The sequence below is a fragment of the Streptomyces sp. NPDC059009 genome (assembly GCF_042740175.1).
Classification (GTDB): domain Bacteria; phylum Actinomycetota; class Actinomycetes; order Streptomycetales; family Streptomycetaceae; genus Streptomyces.
On the sequence record NZ_JBHYJB010000004.1, the window covers coordinates 94,814 to 109,792 of the forward strand.

Annotated in this window: 14 protein-coding genes; 5 read left to right on the forward strand and 9 right to left on the reverse strand. The window is 71.9% G+C overall.

All coding sequences use genetic code 11. The features are described from left to right. Positions 1-51: 51 nt before the first annotated feature. Positions 52-1,863, reverse strand: coding sequence for an AMP-dependent synthetase/ligase (locus tag ACFWYM_RS05605; protein ID WP_384830393.1), 1,812 nt, complete (start codon positions 1,861-1,863; stop codon positions 52-54). A gap of 139 nt (positions 1,864-2,002) precedes the next feature. On the opposite strand from ACFWYM_RS05605, the gene ACFWYM_RS05610 reads away from it, so the two are divergent. Both ACFWYM_RS05610 and ACFWYM_RS05615 read left to right on the forward strand, forming a co-directional pair. After that, positions 2,003-2,731, forward strand: a complete 729-nt coding sequence (locus ACFWYM_RS05610) for a MerR family transcriptional regulator (RefSeq protein WP_384830396.1) — start codon at positions 2,003-2,005, stop codon at positions 2,729-2,731. A 63-nt stretch (positions 2,732-2,794) separates the two neighbouring features. Beyond that, positions 2,795-3,259 carry a hypothetical protein gene (locus ACFWYM_RS05615; protein ID WP_384830399.1) on the forward strand — a complete coding sequence of 155 codons (465 nt, stop codon included), beginning with the start codon at positions 2,795-2,797 and terminating at the stop codon, positions 3,257-3,259. Between the two features lie 69 nt (positions 3,260-3,328). On the opposite strand, the gene ACFWYM_RS05620 is transcribed toward ACFWYM_RS05615, so the two are convergent. The 6 genes from ACFWYM_RS05620 to ACFWYM_RS05645 form a co-directional block, all read right to left on the reverse strand. After that, positions 3,329-4,105: a hypothetical protein gene (locus ACFWYM_RS05620; RefSeq protein WP_384830402.1), complete on the reverse strand. Its 777-nt coding sequence runs from the start codon at positions 4,103-4,105 to the stop codon at positions 3,329-3,331. A gap of 77 nt (positions 4,106-4,182) precedes the next feature. After that, positions 4,183-6,369, reverse strand: coding sequence for a 3-hydroxyacyl-CoA dehydrogenase NAD-binding domain-containing protein (locus ACFWYM_RS05625; protein ID WP_384830405.1), 2,187 nt, complete (start codon positions 6,367-6,369; stop codon positions 4,183-4,185). Positions 6,370-6,408: 39 nt separating this feature from the next. Further along, positions 6,409-7,623 carry an acetyl-CoA C-acetyltransferase gene (locus ACFWYM_RS05630; RefSeq protein WP_384830408.1) on the reverse strand — a complete coding sequence of 405 codons (1,215 nt, stop codon included), beginning with the start codon at positions 7,621-7,623 and terminating at the stop codon, positions 6,409-6,411. A 68-nt stretch (positions 7,624-7,691) separates the two neighbouring features. After that, positions 7,692-8,834, reverse strand: a complete 1,143-nt coding sequence (locus ACFWYM_RS05635) for an acyl-CoA dehydrogenase family protein (protein WP_384830410.1) — start codon at positions 8,832-8,834, stop codon at positions 7,692-7,694. A 68-nt stretch (positions 8,835-8,902) separates the two neighbouring features. After that, a complete protein-coding gene (locus ACFWYM_RS05640; RefSeq protein ID WP_384830413.1) occupies positions 8,903-9,928 on the reverse strand; it encodes an LLM class F420-dependent oxidoreductase in 1,026 nt (341 codons plus the stop codon). Then, positions 9,928-11,142, reverse strand: a complete 1,215-nt coding sequence (locus ACFWYM_RS05645) for a CaiB/BaiF CoA transferase family protein (RefSeq protein ID WP_384830416.1) — start codon at positions 11,140-11,142, stop codon at positions 9,928-9,930. Before ACFWYM_RS05645 ends, ACFWYM_RS05640 begins: the two co-directional genes overlap by 1 nt. Positions 11,143-11,327: 185 nt before the next feature. Here ACFWYM_RS05645 and ACFWYM_RS05650 point away from each other — a divergent pair, with 185 nt between their 5' ends. Continuing rightward, positions 11,328-11,777: a DUF523 domain-containing protein gene (locus ACFWYM_RS05650; protein ID WP_384830419.1), complete on the forward strand. Its 450-nt coding sequence runs from the start codon at positions 11,328-11,330 to the stop codon at positions 11,775-11,777. 134 nt (positions 11,778-11,911) lie between these two features. Next, positions 11,912-13,126, forward strand: coding sequence for a saccharopine dehydrogenase family protein (locus ACFWYM_RS05655; protein WP_384830422.1), 1,215 nt, complete (start codon positions 11,912-11,914; stop codon positions 13,124-13,126). Positions 13,127-13,234: 108 nt separating this feature from the next. Here ACFWYM_RS05655 and ACFWYM_RS05660 read toward each other — a convergent pair whose 3' ends face one another. Together ACFWYM_RS05660 and ACFWYM_RS05665 are read right to left on the reverse strand one after the other, a co-directional pair. Beyond that, positions 13,235-13,750 carry a GNAT family N-acetyltransferase gene (locus ACFWYM_RS05660; RefSeq protein WP_384830425.1) on the reverse strand — a complete coding sequence of 172 codons (516 nt, stop codon included), beginning with the start codon at positions 13,748-13,750 and terminating at the stop codon, positions 13,235-13,237. Further along, positions 13,743-14,450 (reverse strand): endonuclease V, encoded by a 708-nt coding sequence (locus tag ACFWYM_RS05665; protein WP_384830428.1) that lies wholly within the window; start codon positions 14,448-14,450, stop codon positions 13,743-13,745. The genes ACFWYM_RS05660 and ACFWYM_RS05665 overlap by 8 nt, the downstream gene beginning before the upstream one ends. A gap of 65 nt (positions 14,451-14,515) precedes the next feature. Between ACFWYM_RS05665 and ACFWYM_RS05670 the strand changes: the two genes are divergently transcribed. Next, positions 14,516-14,965, forward strand: a complete 450-nt coding sequence (locus ACFWYM_RS05670) for a GNAT family N-acetyltransferase (RefSeq protein WP_384830431.1) — start codon at positions 14,516-14,518, stop codon at positions 14,963-14,965. The last annotated feature ends 14 nt before the right edge of the window (positions 14,966-14,979 follow it).

A 14,979-nucleotide genomic window follows, 5' to 3' on the forward strand; every position in this document is an offset into this window, starting at 1 on the left:
GTCACATAGCGGTACTTCTCACATGGTGATCAGGGCATGTACAGCTGCTGGTCAAGGGGTGTACAGATCGTCGATCGCCTGCTGGTAGCGGTCCCTGATGACCCGTCGGCGCAGCTTCAGGGAGGGCGTGAGCTCGCCGGTCTCGGGGCCCCACTCCTCGCCGAGCAGGCGGTAGCGCTTGACCTGCTCGGTGCGGTTGAGGCGGGAGTTGGCGGCCTCGACGGCGCGGTCGACCTCCGCGCGCACGGCCTCGCTCGTGGTCAGGTCGCCGGTGATGCCGTGCGCGGCGGCCCACGCGGGGGCCATCTCGGCGTCGAGGACGAGGAGGGCCACCAGGTAGGAGCGGCCGTCGCCGTGGACGAGGGCCTGGCCGATGAGGGGGTGCTCCTTGAGGGCGTTCTCGACGAGGGCGGGCGAGACGTTCTTGCCCGTCGAGGTCACGATCATTTCCTTCTTGCGGTCGGTGAGCCAGAGGTAGCCGTCCTCGTCGAGCCGCCCGATGTCGCCGGTCGCGAACCAGCCGTCGGCGTCGACCATGCCCTCCACGGTGCCGTCGGCGCGCAGGTAGCCGTCGCTGACCGTCGCGCCGCGCACCAGGATCTCGCCGTCCTCGGCGACGCGGACCTCGACGCCGTCCAGGGGGCGGCCCACCGAACCGAGCCGGAAGCCGGAGGGGTTGTTCGTCGTGACGACGCCCGTCGTCTCGCTCAGCCCCCACGCGTCCATGATCGTGATGCCGAAGCCCGCCCAGAACCGCACGATGTCCAGGGGAATGGGCGCCGACGCGCTCGACGTCGACACGAGCCGGTCGAGCCCGGCAAGGGAGAGGAGCGGGTCGAGGACCTGCTCCTTGGCCTCCTGGTACGCGGACTCGACCGCGGCGGGCGGCTCCTCGCCCCGTTCGCGGTACTCCACGCGCGCGCGTGCCGCTGCGTTCGCCGCCTCGATCGCGGTGCGCTGCTCCTCGGGGAGGCCCGCGAGCACGGCCCGTACGGAGGTGGCGAGCTTCTCCCACACGCGCGGGACGCCGAAGAACTGTGCCGGGTGCAGCTCGCGCGCGGTCGCCGCGACCGCCGCCGGGTCCGGGCACAGGTAGACGTGCGCGGCGCGGAACACCGAGAGGTAGAGGCCCAGCATGCGCTCGGCTATGTGCGCGAACGGCAGGTAGCAGATGTGCTCGACGTGGTCGGGCAGCTCGACGACGGAGTCCAGGGCCACGGAGTTCAGGAGGACGTTGCGGTGGGTGATGCGCACGCCCTTGGGGTCGCCGGTGGTGCCCGAGGTGTAGACGACGGTGAGCGCGTCCTCGGGGCGGGCCTCGCGCCAGCCCTTCTCGAATCCGTCCGGGTCGTACAGACGGGCGCCGGTGGCGTGCAGCGAGCCGTACGTGCGGTGCGGGCCCGCCTCGGCGGCCTCGGCCACGACGAGGCGCTCCAGCGGCACCGTCCCGTCCGCCAACAGCGGCTCCCAGCGCGCCAGTTCACGGGCGCCCTCGACGATCGCGAAGCGGGCGCGGCTGTGCCGGGCGATGTGCGCGACCTGTTCGGGCGCCGCGGTGCTGTACACGGTGACGGGCACGGCGCCGAGGTGGACCAGGGCGAGGTCGCTCAGCCAGTGCTCGGCTCGGTTGGACATCATCATCAGGACGTGCTCGCCGCGCGTGACGCCGAGCGCCGTGTACCCGGCGGCGAGGACGGCGACCTTGCGGCGGACGTCGCGCCAGGTGAGGGTCGTCCACGCGGCGGCGCCCTCGTCCTTCCAGGAGAGGGCGGGCCGGTCTCCGTGGTCCTCGGCGTTGCGGAGCAGCAGGGCGGGCAGGGTGAGGTCGGCGGGGTCTCCGGGAAGTCGCAGGATCGTGCTCATGACCGTCTCCTGGTGCCATCGACGATGGGGGTGACAGGTGCGTGACGGAGCGTGTGGTCCCGGAGGGTTTCACAACTCAGCTGTGCCAGCAATACTGTTACACCGCATTGGTGCACAACCGGGGAGGCGATGCGCCGCCATGACGACGGACACCGAGGAGCCGACGCTCACTGTCGACGAGCTGGCCGCGCGCGCGGGCGTCACGGTCCGCACGATCCGCTTCTACGGCACGAAGGGCCTGCTGCCCCCTCCGGCGATCGGCCCGCGCCGCGTCGGCCACTACGGCCAGGAGCACCTCTCCCGGCTCGCCCTCATAGAGGAGCTCCAGCACCAGGGCATGACACTGGCGGCGATCGAGCGCTACCTGGAACAGCTGCCGCCCGACCTGAGCGCCCACGACCTCGCCATCCACCGTGCCGTGGTGGCCTCGTGGGCCCCGGACTCGGCCGAGGACATGGCGCTGCCCGGCCTCGAGCGCAGGGCGGGGCGCGCGCTGTCGGAGGAGGACCTGGACCGGCTCGCGGCGATGGGGGTGCTCGCGCGGACGGAGGCCCCGGAGACGTTCCGCGTCGACCCGGGCCTGCTCCGGCTCGGCGTACAGCTCCTGGACGTGCCGATCGCGCACGAGACGATCCTCGCGGCCCGCACGGTCCTCATGGAGCACACCCGCTCGGCGGCCCACGAGCTGTCGCGGCTCTTCCGCGACGAGGTGTGGGGGCCCTACCGCGAGCGCGAGTCGGACCCGGAGCACGTGGCGGCGATGCGCTCGCTCTCGGCCCATATGCAGCCGATGGTGGTGCAGGCCCTGGTGACCGCGTTCCAGCGGTCGCTGAAGGAGGAGCTGCGGGTGTGGCTCAAGGAGTCCTGAACGTCCGTCCCGCTTCTGCTTTTCCGCCTGCTTCGCCACGGCCTGCGGCCGTATCGTCAGCACATGGGGTGGGCGGCCGAGAAGGCCCGGCACACTGAGCGGCTCGGGCGCCGGATCAGGGCGTTCGGGTTCGCGGTGTGCTGCGTCGTCCTGTTGGTGTTCCTCGGCAACGCGGCGTCCAAGGCCGATCTCCACTGGGGCGGTTCGTGCTCCGCGCCCTCGGACCCCGGCTCCATCCCGAGCGTGACCTCGTCACCGGCACAGCTGCCGGGGACGACGTACTCGGCCCCCGTCTCCGCGAGCCCGACCGCCAGCGGTTCGGCGGCCGCCCCCGGCGCACAGCCGCAACAGCCCGGCGCCGCGCAGCCCACCGCCTTCCTGCCCGCGACACCGGCGTCCGGCCCCGACAACACCGCGGAGATCATCAAGGCTGTGGCGTACCTCGTCGGTGCGGTCGGCGGCGCGGCGGCCGCGATCGTCGGGCAGATCGTGATGCTGCGGGGCATCCGGGGGCAGTCGCGGGACTGAGGGCGCGCCCGCTCCCGGAAGCCCCCGCCCCCGGGAGCGCCCGCCCCCGACGCCTCAACCACCGGGCGTTCAGGACACCTTGACCGTCGCCGCCGACGCGGTCGGCGTCTCGCCGTCCGCGGCCTGCCGCAGGCGCTGTGCGTACACCTCGGAGAGGTCCGCCAGGACCGGCCGGACTCCGCTCGTCGCGCTCGCCTTGTCGCGGTGCTGGAGCGTGCCGATGTACTTGTCCTGGAGGATCACCGTCTCCTGGGTGCCCTTCTGTGCCAGGGTCCTGTAGGTGAACGTGACGCTGTCCGCCCCGTATCCGGAGTCCAGCAGCTCTCGCAGCTCGCGCTCGTCGTTCTTCACGTACGCGTCCCAAGCCGCGAAGGCGCGCCGCGCGGCCCGGGCGTCGCGGTACACGATCACGTCGTAACTCGCGCCCTGAGCCTTGTCGTTGGTGCTGTACCCGGCGCCGCCATAGGCCACGGCGTTCTTGCACTTGCTGCCGGGGTCCTTGCACAGGGTCGGCGCCTTGGCGCGGCTGTGCGGCTCCGTGGTGACCGTGCGCAGCGCGGCCGGCATGGCCGTCGCGGGCGGCAGGACCGCCTGGGCGCTCTGGGCCCCGGCGAGCGAACCGCCGCCCTTCTTGCGGTGGTTGGCGGCGGAGCCACCGGTCGCCCCGCCGATGGTGCGGGAGTGCGAGGAGGACGACTTCCGCTTCTTGCTCTTCTTGTTCTTCTTGCTCGCGCAACCCGTGAGGGCGAGCGACAGCGCGAGGACTCCGATGCCGAGTCCTCGCGCCGCGCGCGCCGTCCCCCGATGTGTGAACCGCACTGCGGCCCCTTCGTTTGTCGTGATCATGGCTTGCGCAGGATACGACGGTGAAAGGGCGCGCCCGCACGGACGGCCGGGGTTACCGGGTGTTCGTCACAGGCTCCTCACGCGTCGCTGAACTTCTCCCCGCGCTCGGCCTTTTCGACCAGGAGCGCGGGCGGGGCGAACCGCTCTCCGTAGGTCGCCGCCAACTCGCGCGCGCGGGCCACGAATCCGGGCAGGCCGCCTTCGTAGCCGTTCATGTACTGCACGACGCCGCCGGTCCAGCCGGGGAAGCCGATGCCGAAGATGGAGCCGATGTTGGCGTCGGCGACCGAGGTGAGGACGCCTTCTTCGAAGAGGCGGACCGTGTCGAGCGCCTCGGAGAACAGCATCCGCTCCTGCATGTCGCGGAAGGGGATCTCGTGTCCGGGCTTGGCGAAGTGCTCACGCAGGCCGGGCCAGAGACCGGCGCGCTTGCCGTTCTCGTCGTAGTCGTAGAAGCCCGCTCCCCCGCTGCGTCCGGTCCGCTCGAAGTCGTCGATCATGCGGTCGATGACGCCCTCGGCCGGGTGCGAGGGCCAGGTTCCGCCCGCCTCCTCGATGGCGCGCTTCGACTCGTTGCGGATCTTGCGGGGCAGGGTCAGGGTCAGCTCGTCCATCAGGGAGAGGACCTTCGCGGGGTAGCCCGCCTGGCCCGCCGCCTGCTCGACCGAGGCGGGCTCGATGCCCTCGCCGACCATCGCGACGCCCTCGTTGATGAAGTGGCCGATGACGCGCGAGGTGAAGAAGCCGCGCGAGTCGTTCACGACGATCGGGGTCTTGTTGATCTGGCGCACCAGGTCGAAGGCGCGGGCCAGGGCCTCGTCGCCGGTCTGCTCGCCCTTGATGATCTCGACGAGCGGCATCTTGTCGACGGGCGAGAAGAAGTGCAGGCCGATGAAGTCGACGGGCCGGGCGACTCCCTCGGCCAGCGAAGTGATCGGCAGCGTCGAGGTGTTGGAGCACAGCAGCGCGTCCGGCTCGATGATGTCCTGGATCTCCTGGAACACCTTGTGCTTGAGCGCGGGGTCCTCGAAGACCGCCTCGATCACCGCGTCACAGCCCGCGACGCCCTGCGGGTCCGCGGTGGGCGTGATGCGGGCGAGCAGCGCGTCCGCCTTCTCCTGGCTGGTGCGGCCCCGCTGGACGGCCTTCTCGCAGAGCTTGACCGAGTAGCCCTTGCCCTTGTCGGCGGCCTCCTGGGAGACGTCCTTGAGGACGACGTCGATGCCCGCGCGGGCGCACGAGTAGGCGATGCCCGCGCCCATCATCCCGGCGCCGAGGACGGCGACCTTGCGGACCTGGCGCGGCTCGATGCCCTTGGGGCGGTTGGCGCCGGAGTTGACGGCCTGGAGGTCGAAGAAGAACGCCTGGATCATGTTCTTCGAGATCTGCCCGGCGGCCAGCTCCACGAAGTAGCGGGCCTCGATGGTCTGGGCGGTCTCGAAGTCGACCTGGGAGCCCTCGACGGCCGCCGCGAGGATGTTGCGCGGGGCCGGGTACGGGGCGCCGTTCAGCTGCTTCTTGAGGTTGGCCGGGAAGGCGGGCAGGTTCGCGGCGAACTTCGGGTTCGACGGGGTGCCGCCGGGGATCTTGTAGCCGGGCTTGTCCCAGGGCTGCGCCGACTCGGGGTGGGCGTCGATGAAGGCGCGGGCCTTGGCCAGCAGTTCGTCGCGGTCGGCGGCCACTTCGTGGATGAGGCCGTTCTGCAGGGCGCGCTGCGGGTTGTACTGGGTGCCCTGGAGCAGCACCTTCAGGAGGGCGTCGGCGATGCCCATGAGGCGCACGGTGCGGGTGACGCCGCCGCCCGCGGGGAGCAGGCCGAGGGTGACCTCGGGCAGGCCGATCTTGGTCTTGGAGCCGTCGAGGGCGACGCGGTGGTGGCAGGCGAGCGCGATCTCGTAACCACCGCCCAGGGCCGCGCCGTTGATGGCGGCGACGACGGGCTTGCCGAGGGTCTCGATGCGGCGCAGGTCGCGCTTGATGCCCTGGCCTGCCTCGAAGGCGAGCTGCGCGGTCTCGGGGGTGACGGCGATGAGGTCGCGCAGGTCGCCGCCCGCGAAGAAGGTCTTCTTGGCGGAGGTGAAGATGACGCCGCGTACGGAGTCGGGGTTCGCCGCGACGGCGGCCTCCAGGCGGTCGGCGATCGCCGTGAGTGACTCCTTGAACGCCTGGTTCATGGTGTTCGCGGACTGGTTGGGGTCGTCCAGGACGAGGGTGACGACGCCGGTCTCGTCCTGTTCCCAGCGGATGGTGGTGCTCTCGGTCATGAGTCAGTGCTCCGTAAAGGGGTGTGCCGGGATGGACGGTCAGAGACGCTCGACGATGGTGGCGATGCCCATGCCACCGCCGACGCACAGCGTGGCGAGGCCGAACCGCTTGTCCTGGCGCTCCAGTTCGTCGACGAGGGTGCCGAGGATCATCGCGCCGGTCGCGCCGAGCGGGTGGCCCATGGCGATGGCGCCGCCGTTCACGTTGACCTTGTCCAGGGACAGGCCCATGTCCTTGACGAAGCGCAGCACGACGGCCGCGAACGCCTCGTTGATCTCGACGAGGTCGATGTCGTCGATGGTCAGGCCCGCCTTGGCGAGGGCCTTGCGCGCGGCGGGCGCGGGACCGGTGAGCATGATGGTGGGCTCGGAGCCGGACACGGCCACGGAGACGACCCGCGCGCGCGGGGTGAGGCCGTAGCGCTCGCCGACCTCCTTGTTGCCGATGGCGACGAGGGCGGAGCCGTCCACGATGCCGGAGGAGTTGCCCGCGTGGTGGACGTGGTCGATCTTCTCGACCCAGTGGTACTTCTGCAGCGCGACCGCGTCGAAGCCGCCGAGGTCGCCGATGTCCTTGAAGGACGGCTTCAGCTTGGCGAGCGAGTCGGCGGTGGTGCCGGGGCGCATGAACTCGTCGTGGTCGAGCACGACGAGGCCGTTGCGGTCCTTCACCGGCACGACGGACTTCTTGAAGCGGCCGTCCTTCCACGCCTCGGCCGCGCGCTCCTGGGACAGCGCCGCGTACTCGTCGACGTCGCGCCGCGAGTAGCCCTCGATGGTGGCGATGAGGTCGGCGCCGATGCCCTGCGGCACGAAGCCGGTGTCGAAGTTGGTCATCGGGTCGGCGAACCAGGCGCCGCCGTCGGAGGCCATGGGCACGCGCGACATCGACTCGACGCCACCGGCGAGGACGAGGTCCTCCCAGCCCGAACGGACCTTCATCGCGGCCAGGTTGACCGCTTCGAGCCCGGAGGCACAGAAGCGGTTCTCCTGGACGCCCGCGACGGTGTCGGGCAGTCCGGCGGCGATGGCGGCGATCCGCGCGATGTCGGAGCCCTGGTCGCCGACGGGGCCGACGACGCCGAGCACGATGTCGTCGATGGCCGCCGGGTCGAGGGTCGGGAAGCGGGCCTGGATCTCGTGGATCAGGCCGACCACGAGGTCGATCGGCTTGGTGCCGTGCAGGGCGCCGTTGGCCTTGCCGCGTCCGCGCGGGGTGCGGATCGCGTCGTATACGTACGCTTCGGTGGTCACGCGAGAGCCTTTCAGGGTGTTCTGAGGGTGGGCCGGAGGGTGGCCGAGGGGTGGCCGGAGGCCGTGGGTCAGCCGAGGAGGGAACGGCCGATGATCTCCTTCATGATCTCGGTCGTGCCGCCGTAGATGGTCTGGATGCGGCCGTCGGTGAAGGCTTTCGCGACGCGGTACTCGGTCATGTAGCCGTAGCCGCCGTGCAGTTGGAGGCAGCGGTCCGCGACCCGCTTCTGCAGCTCCGTGGCCCACCACTTGGCCATGGAGGCGTGCACCGCGTCGAGTTCCCCCTTCGAGTGGTCCTCGATGCAGCGGTCGAGGAACGTTCGGGTGACGGCGCACTCGGTGGCCATCTCCGCGATCTCGAAGCGGATGTGCTGGAGCTTGGCGAGCGGCCGCCCGAACGCCTCGCGCTCCTTCACGTACTGGGTGGTGATGTCCAGGAGGTGCTCGGCGGCGGCGATCCCGGCGACGGCTATGCCCATGCGCTCCTGGGCGAGGTTCGTCATCAGGTGGATGAAGGCGCCGTCGAGCTCGCCGAGGAGGTTCTCCTTGGGGACGCGGACGTCGTTGAAGAACAGCTCGGCGGTGTCCTGGGACTTCTGCCCGATCTTGTCGAGGTTGCGGCCGCGCTCGAAGCCCTCCATGCCGCGCTCGACGACCAGGAGGGACAGTCCGTGGGCGCCGCCCTCGGCGGTGGTCTTGGCGACGACGATGACGAGGTCGGCGAGGATCCCGTTCGAGATGAACGTCTTGGAGCCGTTGAGCAGCCAGTGGTCGCCCTTGTCCGCGGCGGAGGTGCGGATGCCCTGGAGGTCGGAGCCCGCGCCCGGCTCGGTCATGGCGATGGCGGTGATGATCTCGCCGGAGCAGAAGCCGGGCAGCCAGCGCCGCTTCTGCTCGTCGGTGGCGAGCGAGGTCAGATAGGGCCCGATGATGTCGTTGTGCAGGCCGACGGCGAGTCCGGCGGCGCCCGCGCGCGTGAACTCCTCGGCGAGCACGGCGCTGTAGCGGAAGTCGGCGTTGCCGCCGCCTCCGTACTCCTCGGGCACGGCGAGGCCGAGGAGGCCCTGCTTGCCGGCTGCGAGCCACGCGTCCCGGGAGACGATGCCGTCCTTCTCCCACTGCTCGTAGTGCGGCAGGACCTCCTTGGCGAGGAAGGTGCGGACGGTCTCGCGGAACGCGTCGTGCTCGGCGGAGAAGAGCTGCCGTTTCATCGGTACGTGGCCTCCTGGGACCTGGGGTGCGCGGGACGGTGCGGACGCTGCCTGGAGCCGGCTGCGGCCTAGAGCCAGCTCTTGACGGTGGCGATGAGCCGGGCGGGGTCGGGGCCGACCGGGATGACGTTGAGCATCGTGACGCCCGCCGCGCGGAACGCCTCGACGCGCTCGCGGACGTAACTCTCGGGCCCGCACAGCGACATGAGTTCGCAGAACTCGTCCGGGACGGCGGCCTCGGCCTCCTTCTTCTTCCCGGAGAGGTAGAGCTCCTGGATGCGGCGGGCCTCCTTCTCGTAGCCGTAGGCCACCGCCAGGTCGTTGTAGAAGTTCTTCCCCTTGGCGCCCATGCCGCCTACGTAGAGGGCGATCTGGGGGCGGGCGAGGTCGCGTGCGGCGGCCGCGTCGTCGCCGATGGCGAGCAGCCCGCCCGCGACGGTCTGCAGCGGCCCGCGCGCGGGGTCACGCTTCGCCGCACCTTCGGCGAGGGCCGCGCCCCACACCTGTCCGGCCTTCTCGGGGATGAAGAGCGTGGGCAGCCAGCCGTCGGCGATCTCCGCGGTCATCCGGACGTTGGCGGGGCCCAAGGAGGCCACGTACAGGGGGACTTCGGGGCGCACCGGCCTGGTGAGGATCTTCAGGGGCTTGCCGAGTCCGAGTCCCTGGTCCGCGGGGAGCGGCATGTCGGTGATGCCGTGGTGGTCGATGACCTCGCGGCGCAGGATGCGCCGGGTCAGCTCGATGGCCTCGCGGGTGCGGCCCAGGGGCTTGTCGTACGCCGTTCCGTGCCAGCCCTCGACGACCTGGGGCCCGGAGGCGCCGAGCCCCATGATGGCCCGCCCGCCGGAGATCGCGTCGAGCCCGGCGGCCGTCTGGGCGATGAGGGCGGGGGTGCGCGAGTAGACGTTGAGGATCCCGGCGCCGATCTTCATGCGCTCGGTGCGGGCCGCCAGGTATCCCATGATCGTGGGCGAGTCGAAGCCGTACGCCTCGGCGACCCAGACGGCGTCCAGGCCCGCGGGCTCCAGGGCGGCGACCGCGTCGGCGGCGGCGCGCGGGTCGCCCGCGTAGGCGAGCGGGGTGGAGAGCTCCATCAGCTGCCGTCCTCCTTGACGTGACTGTCGGCTTCCTTGGTGTGGCCGTCGGCTTCCTTGACGTGACCGTCGGCTTCCTTGGCGAGGCCCGGCACACCCCAGTCGCGGGCCACCTCTTCGGTGTCGGCGCCGGGCTGGGCGGGTCCGGTGCGCACGGCCGTGGGCGTCGCGGAGAACCGGGGCGCGGGCGTGGGCTGGGTGATGCCGCCGTGGTCGGTGAAGGTGGCGCGGGCGGCGAGGTGCGGGTGCTCGGGGGCCTCGCGCAGCGACAGGACGGGGGCGACGCAGGCGTCGGAGCCCTCGAAGATCTCCGTCCACTCCGCGCGCGTACGGGACTTGAAGCGGGCGGCGACGGCCTCGCGGAGGTCGCCCCAGGCGGCCAGGTCCTTGCGGGCGGGCGCGGTGTCCGTGAGGTCGAGGAGCGCGATGAACTCGTCGTAGAACTGCTGCTCCAGGGCGCCGACCGCCATGTACTGGCCGTCGGCCGTCTCGTACGTGCCGTAGAACGGGCAGCCGCCGTCGAGGAGGTTGGCGCCGCGCCGGTCCTGCCAGCCGCCGGCCGCGAGCATGCCGTGGATCATCGCGGACAGATGCGCGGCGCCGTCGACGATCGCGGCGTCCACGACCTGGCCGCGGCCGCTCTCGCGCGCGTGGTGCAGCGCCGCGAGGATGCCGACGACCAGATAGAGCGAGCCGCCCGCGTAGTCCCCGACGAGGTTGGCGGGGATCGCGGGCGGCTCACCGGGGTTGCCGATCATGCCGAGGGTGCCGGTGACGGCGATGTAGGCGATGTCGTGCCCGGCGCTCTGGGCGAGCGGCCCCTCCTGCCCCCAGCCGGTCATCCGGCCGTAGACGAGGCGGGGGTTGCGGGCGGCGCACTCCTCGGGGCCGACGCCGAGGCGCTCGGCGACCCCGGGGCGGTAGCCCTCGATGAGGACGTCGGCGCGCTCCACCAGGTCGAGGACGCGGGTGGGCCCGTCGGGCGCCTTCAGGTCGACGATCACGGAGCGTTTGTTTCGGTTGGTGACGTCGTACTGCGGGTTGATGGCGAGCCCGCCGCCACCGGGGCGGTCGACGCGCACCACGTCCGCGCCGAGGTCGGCGAGGAGCATCGCGGCGAACGGGCCGGGCCCGATCCCCGCGAGCTCCACCACGCGCACCCCGGCGAGCGGACCGTGACCGCCACCTTGAACGCCCTTGCCTGGCACTGCCATTGAGCCCCCAGCGCTGCGACCGTCTCCGGCATCTGTGACACAACTGATGTAACACCAGTGATGCTAAGAACGCGTTCCACTCCGCACAAGCCCCTGGCGAGCAAGCGCTTAGACAATTCTCGCCGCCTTCCCTCCGCAGTCCCGCCACGTTCCCGCCGCACGGGTCCCGCGGCTAGCCTCAAGGCATGGATTCCGTACTGGTCAGCGCATGTCTGCGCGGGGTGCCGTGCCGGTTCGACGGACGCGACAAGGTCTCGCCGGGTCTGGCGGAGGCGGTCACGGACCGCGCGGTGGTGTCGTTCTGCCCGGAGGCGGCCGGGGGCCTGCCCACGCCGCGGCGCCCCGCCGAACTGGTCGGCGGGGACGGGCACGACGTCCTGGACGGCCGCGCGCGGGTCGTCGACGACACGGGGTGCGATGTCACGGCCGAGTTCGTGGCGGGCGCGGAGCGCGCCCTCGCGGCGGCGCGCAACGGGGGCTGCGGGGAAGCCCTGTTGATGCCGCGCAGCCCGTCGTGCGGGCGCGGGGCGGTGTACGACGGGTCGTTCGGCGGGGTGCTGGTCGCCGGGGACGGGGTGACGGCGGCGCTTCTTGAGCGCAGCGGGATCAGGGTGCGGCCGGCACCGGGGGTGTGAGCGGGCGCCGTGGTCAACCCGCGCTCGATCCGGAACCAGCCGGCCTTGCCCATGGGTACCTCCTGATGTCCGGCCTCGTCTCTCACGCTAGCCTCGGCCACCGACAACGGCGCGGCGTACCACGGAGAGGTGCCATGAGCAGTCAGAACGGCAGCGACAAGGGCGAAACGGGCGCGAAGGAGCGCACGTACGACGTGGTCCTCTTCGGAGCGACCGGGTTCGTCGGGCAGCTCACCGCGGAGTATCTCGCCGCGCATGCCCCCGAGGGGTTGACCTGGGCGATCGCGGGGCGGGACACGGCGAAGCTGGAGCGGCTCCGGGAGGGGCTCGCCCGCATCTCGCCCGCCTGCGCGGACCTCCCGCTCGTCCGCGCGGACGTCGGGGACGAGGACTCCCTGCGTGAACTGGCCGCCCACGCGCGCGTGGTGGCCACGACGGTCGGCCCGTATCTGACGTACGGGGAGAAGCTGGTGGCCGCGTGCGCGGACGCGGGCACCGACTACCTGGACCTCACCGGCGAGACCGAGTTCGTCGACCTCATGTATGTGCGCTACGACACCCGCGCGCGGGAGACCGGGGCGCGGCTCGTGCACGCCTGCGGTTTCGACTCGGTGCCGCACGACCTGGGCGCGTACTTCACGGTCCAGCAGCTTCCTGAGGACGTGCCGCTGCGCGTGGACGGCTTCGTGCGCACCAACGGCCGCTTCTCCGGCGGTACGTTCGCGTCCGCGCTCACCCAGGCGTCGCGCGGGCGGCAGATGGTGGCGGCCGCGCGCGACCGGCGCCGCCATGAGCCGCGCGTGGTGGGCCGCAAGGTGTCCGCGCCCGCGGGCACCCCGCGGTTCGCGGCCGAGGTCGGCACCTGGGCGCTGCCGCTGCCGACCATCGACCCCCAGGTGGTGGCGCGCTCCGCGCGCGCCCTGGAGCGCTACGGCCCCGACTTCCGCTACCGGCACTACGCCTCCGTGAAGTCGCTGCCGGTCGCCCTCGGCGCCCCCGCCGCGCTCGGCACCGTGCTCGCGGCGGCCCAAGTGCCGCCGGTGCGGCGCTGGTTGTCCGGGCAGCTCAAGCCGGGTGAGGGGCCGAGCGCGGAGCGCCGGGCGCGCACCTGGTTCTCGGTCCGGTTCGTCGGCGAGGGCGGCGGCCAGCGGGTGTTCACGGAGGTGTCGGGCGGCGACCCCGGCTACGACGAGACGGCGAAGATCCTCGCCGAGGCCGCGCTCTCCCTGGCCCTCGACAAGCTGCCGCCGACCGCGGGCCAGGTGACCCCTGCGGTGGCGATGGGCGACGCGCTCCTGGAGCGGCTCAGGGCGGCGGGGATGCAGTTCAGGGTGGCTTCGGTCCGCTGAATCCTGACGTCGCCGCTCGGCGCCGCCCCGGCCGTCGCACCGGCGCTGGGCGGCGCCGTGCTCGAGACCGCCCCTTGAACATGTGCACGGCCCTTGGTCGGTCCTTGCCTAGATGGTGATCCAGTAGCGCCGCACCGGGCCGTGTTCGGTGTCTTCGATGCCTTCGAAGACACCACGGTGGTGCTCGATCGTCTTCACCGAGGCGAGGTTGTCGACGTCGCAGACGAGCAGCACCCGGTCCAGGCGGAGCGCCCGTGCCTGGTCGAGCATCCGGCCCAGGGCCCAGGTGGCAAGCCCCTGTCGGCGGGAGGACGGCCGGATCCCGTAGCCGATGTGGCCGAACTGCCGGACGTAGTCGCCGGGCCCGTGGCGCAGCGCGATCCCGCCGTGCACCCGGCCGCCGTCGACGATCCACCGATACGTACACCCCTGGCCGCTCGCCACCGCCTCGGGATCCGCCGCACCGGCCAGTCTCGCCACCCAGGCCGCGAACCCGTCCGCCGAGTCGACTTCGTCGCACGGCCCGAGGCCGAATCCGTCCTCGTGGAGGCCGGGACCCCAGTCGGCACGCGCATCGAGCCAGGCGGCGTGCAAGTGGGCAGCGGGAGCGATCAGTTCAGGCATCGGCCCGCCCGGTCGCCTCCCGCAACGCCGCCCGGCACAGCGCGTCCGCCCTCCGCGTCGACTCCGGGAGCCGGTAGCGCGGGGTCAGACGGAGCGTGTGGGCCACCGCGTTGTCCAGGGTGACGCGGTGGCCGACCGACACGAACACCGGCTTCACGCCCTCGCGGGTGCGCACCGCCCGGCCGACCTCCTCGCCCGCGTCCGCCAAGGGCGCCGCACTCCCCCGCGCGGCGCCCAACTCCCCGTACGCGAAGGTGAAGGGGTTCTTGGCGACCCCGATCGTGGGCAGTCCCGTGAGCACGCCGAGGTGGCTCGCGAGGCCGAAGCGGCGGGGGTGGGCGAGGCCGTAGCCGTCGCACACGACCAGCCCGGGGTCCGCCGTGAGGGAGCCGAGCGCGGCCAGCACCGTGGGGATCTCACGGAACGCCAACAGGCCCGGTACGTAAGGGAACGCGACCCGGCCCACCGCGGTCGCCTCCTCGACGACGTCGAGGCTCGCCCCGTCCAGGACCACGACCGCGGCGGCCACCACGTCGCGCTCGTCGTCATAGGCCACGTCGACCCCGGTGACCGTCCCGGTGCCGGGCAGCGGCCCCGTCTCGTCGCGGATCACGTCCCCGCGCAGCTCGTCCTGGACCACGCGCGCGCGTGCCTCGTCGGTGGGCCAGCCCTCGGGGACCGCCGTGATCGTCGTCGCCATGCCGCCCACCCTAGACAGGGGCTTGCCTGGACAGATACGGGGATCATGCCTTTATGATGTAAGGCATGAAGCCTGCATGTGACCATTACGGTGGTGTCGCCGACTCCAGCGGCTCCTACGAGCTGCGCCCCGGCGTCCCCTCCGTCGAGACCTTCCGCCACCTGCGCGCCGTCGCCGGGCTCTCCGACCGCTCCGCCGAGGCCGTGGCGCTCGCGCTGCCGGGGACCTGGTACGGCGTGGTCGTGCACCACGACGGCGAGCCCATCGGGATGGGGCGGGTCATCGGCGACGGGGGCACGGCCTTCCAGATCGTCGACATCTGCGTGCACCCGGATCATCAGGGACAGGGCCTCGGCAAGCGCGTCATGGCCGCGCTCACCGAGGAGTTGGAGCGGCGGGCGCCGAAGACCGCGTACGTGTCGCTGATCGCGGACGGCCCGGCGAAGTTCCTCTACGAGAAGTTCGGGTTCACCGAGACGGCGCCCGCGTCGGTCGGGATGGCCCGCTCCCTCTAGCGCGCCGGGCACGT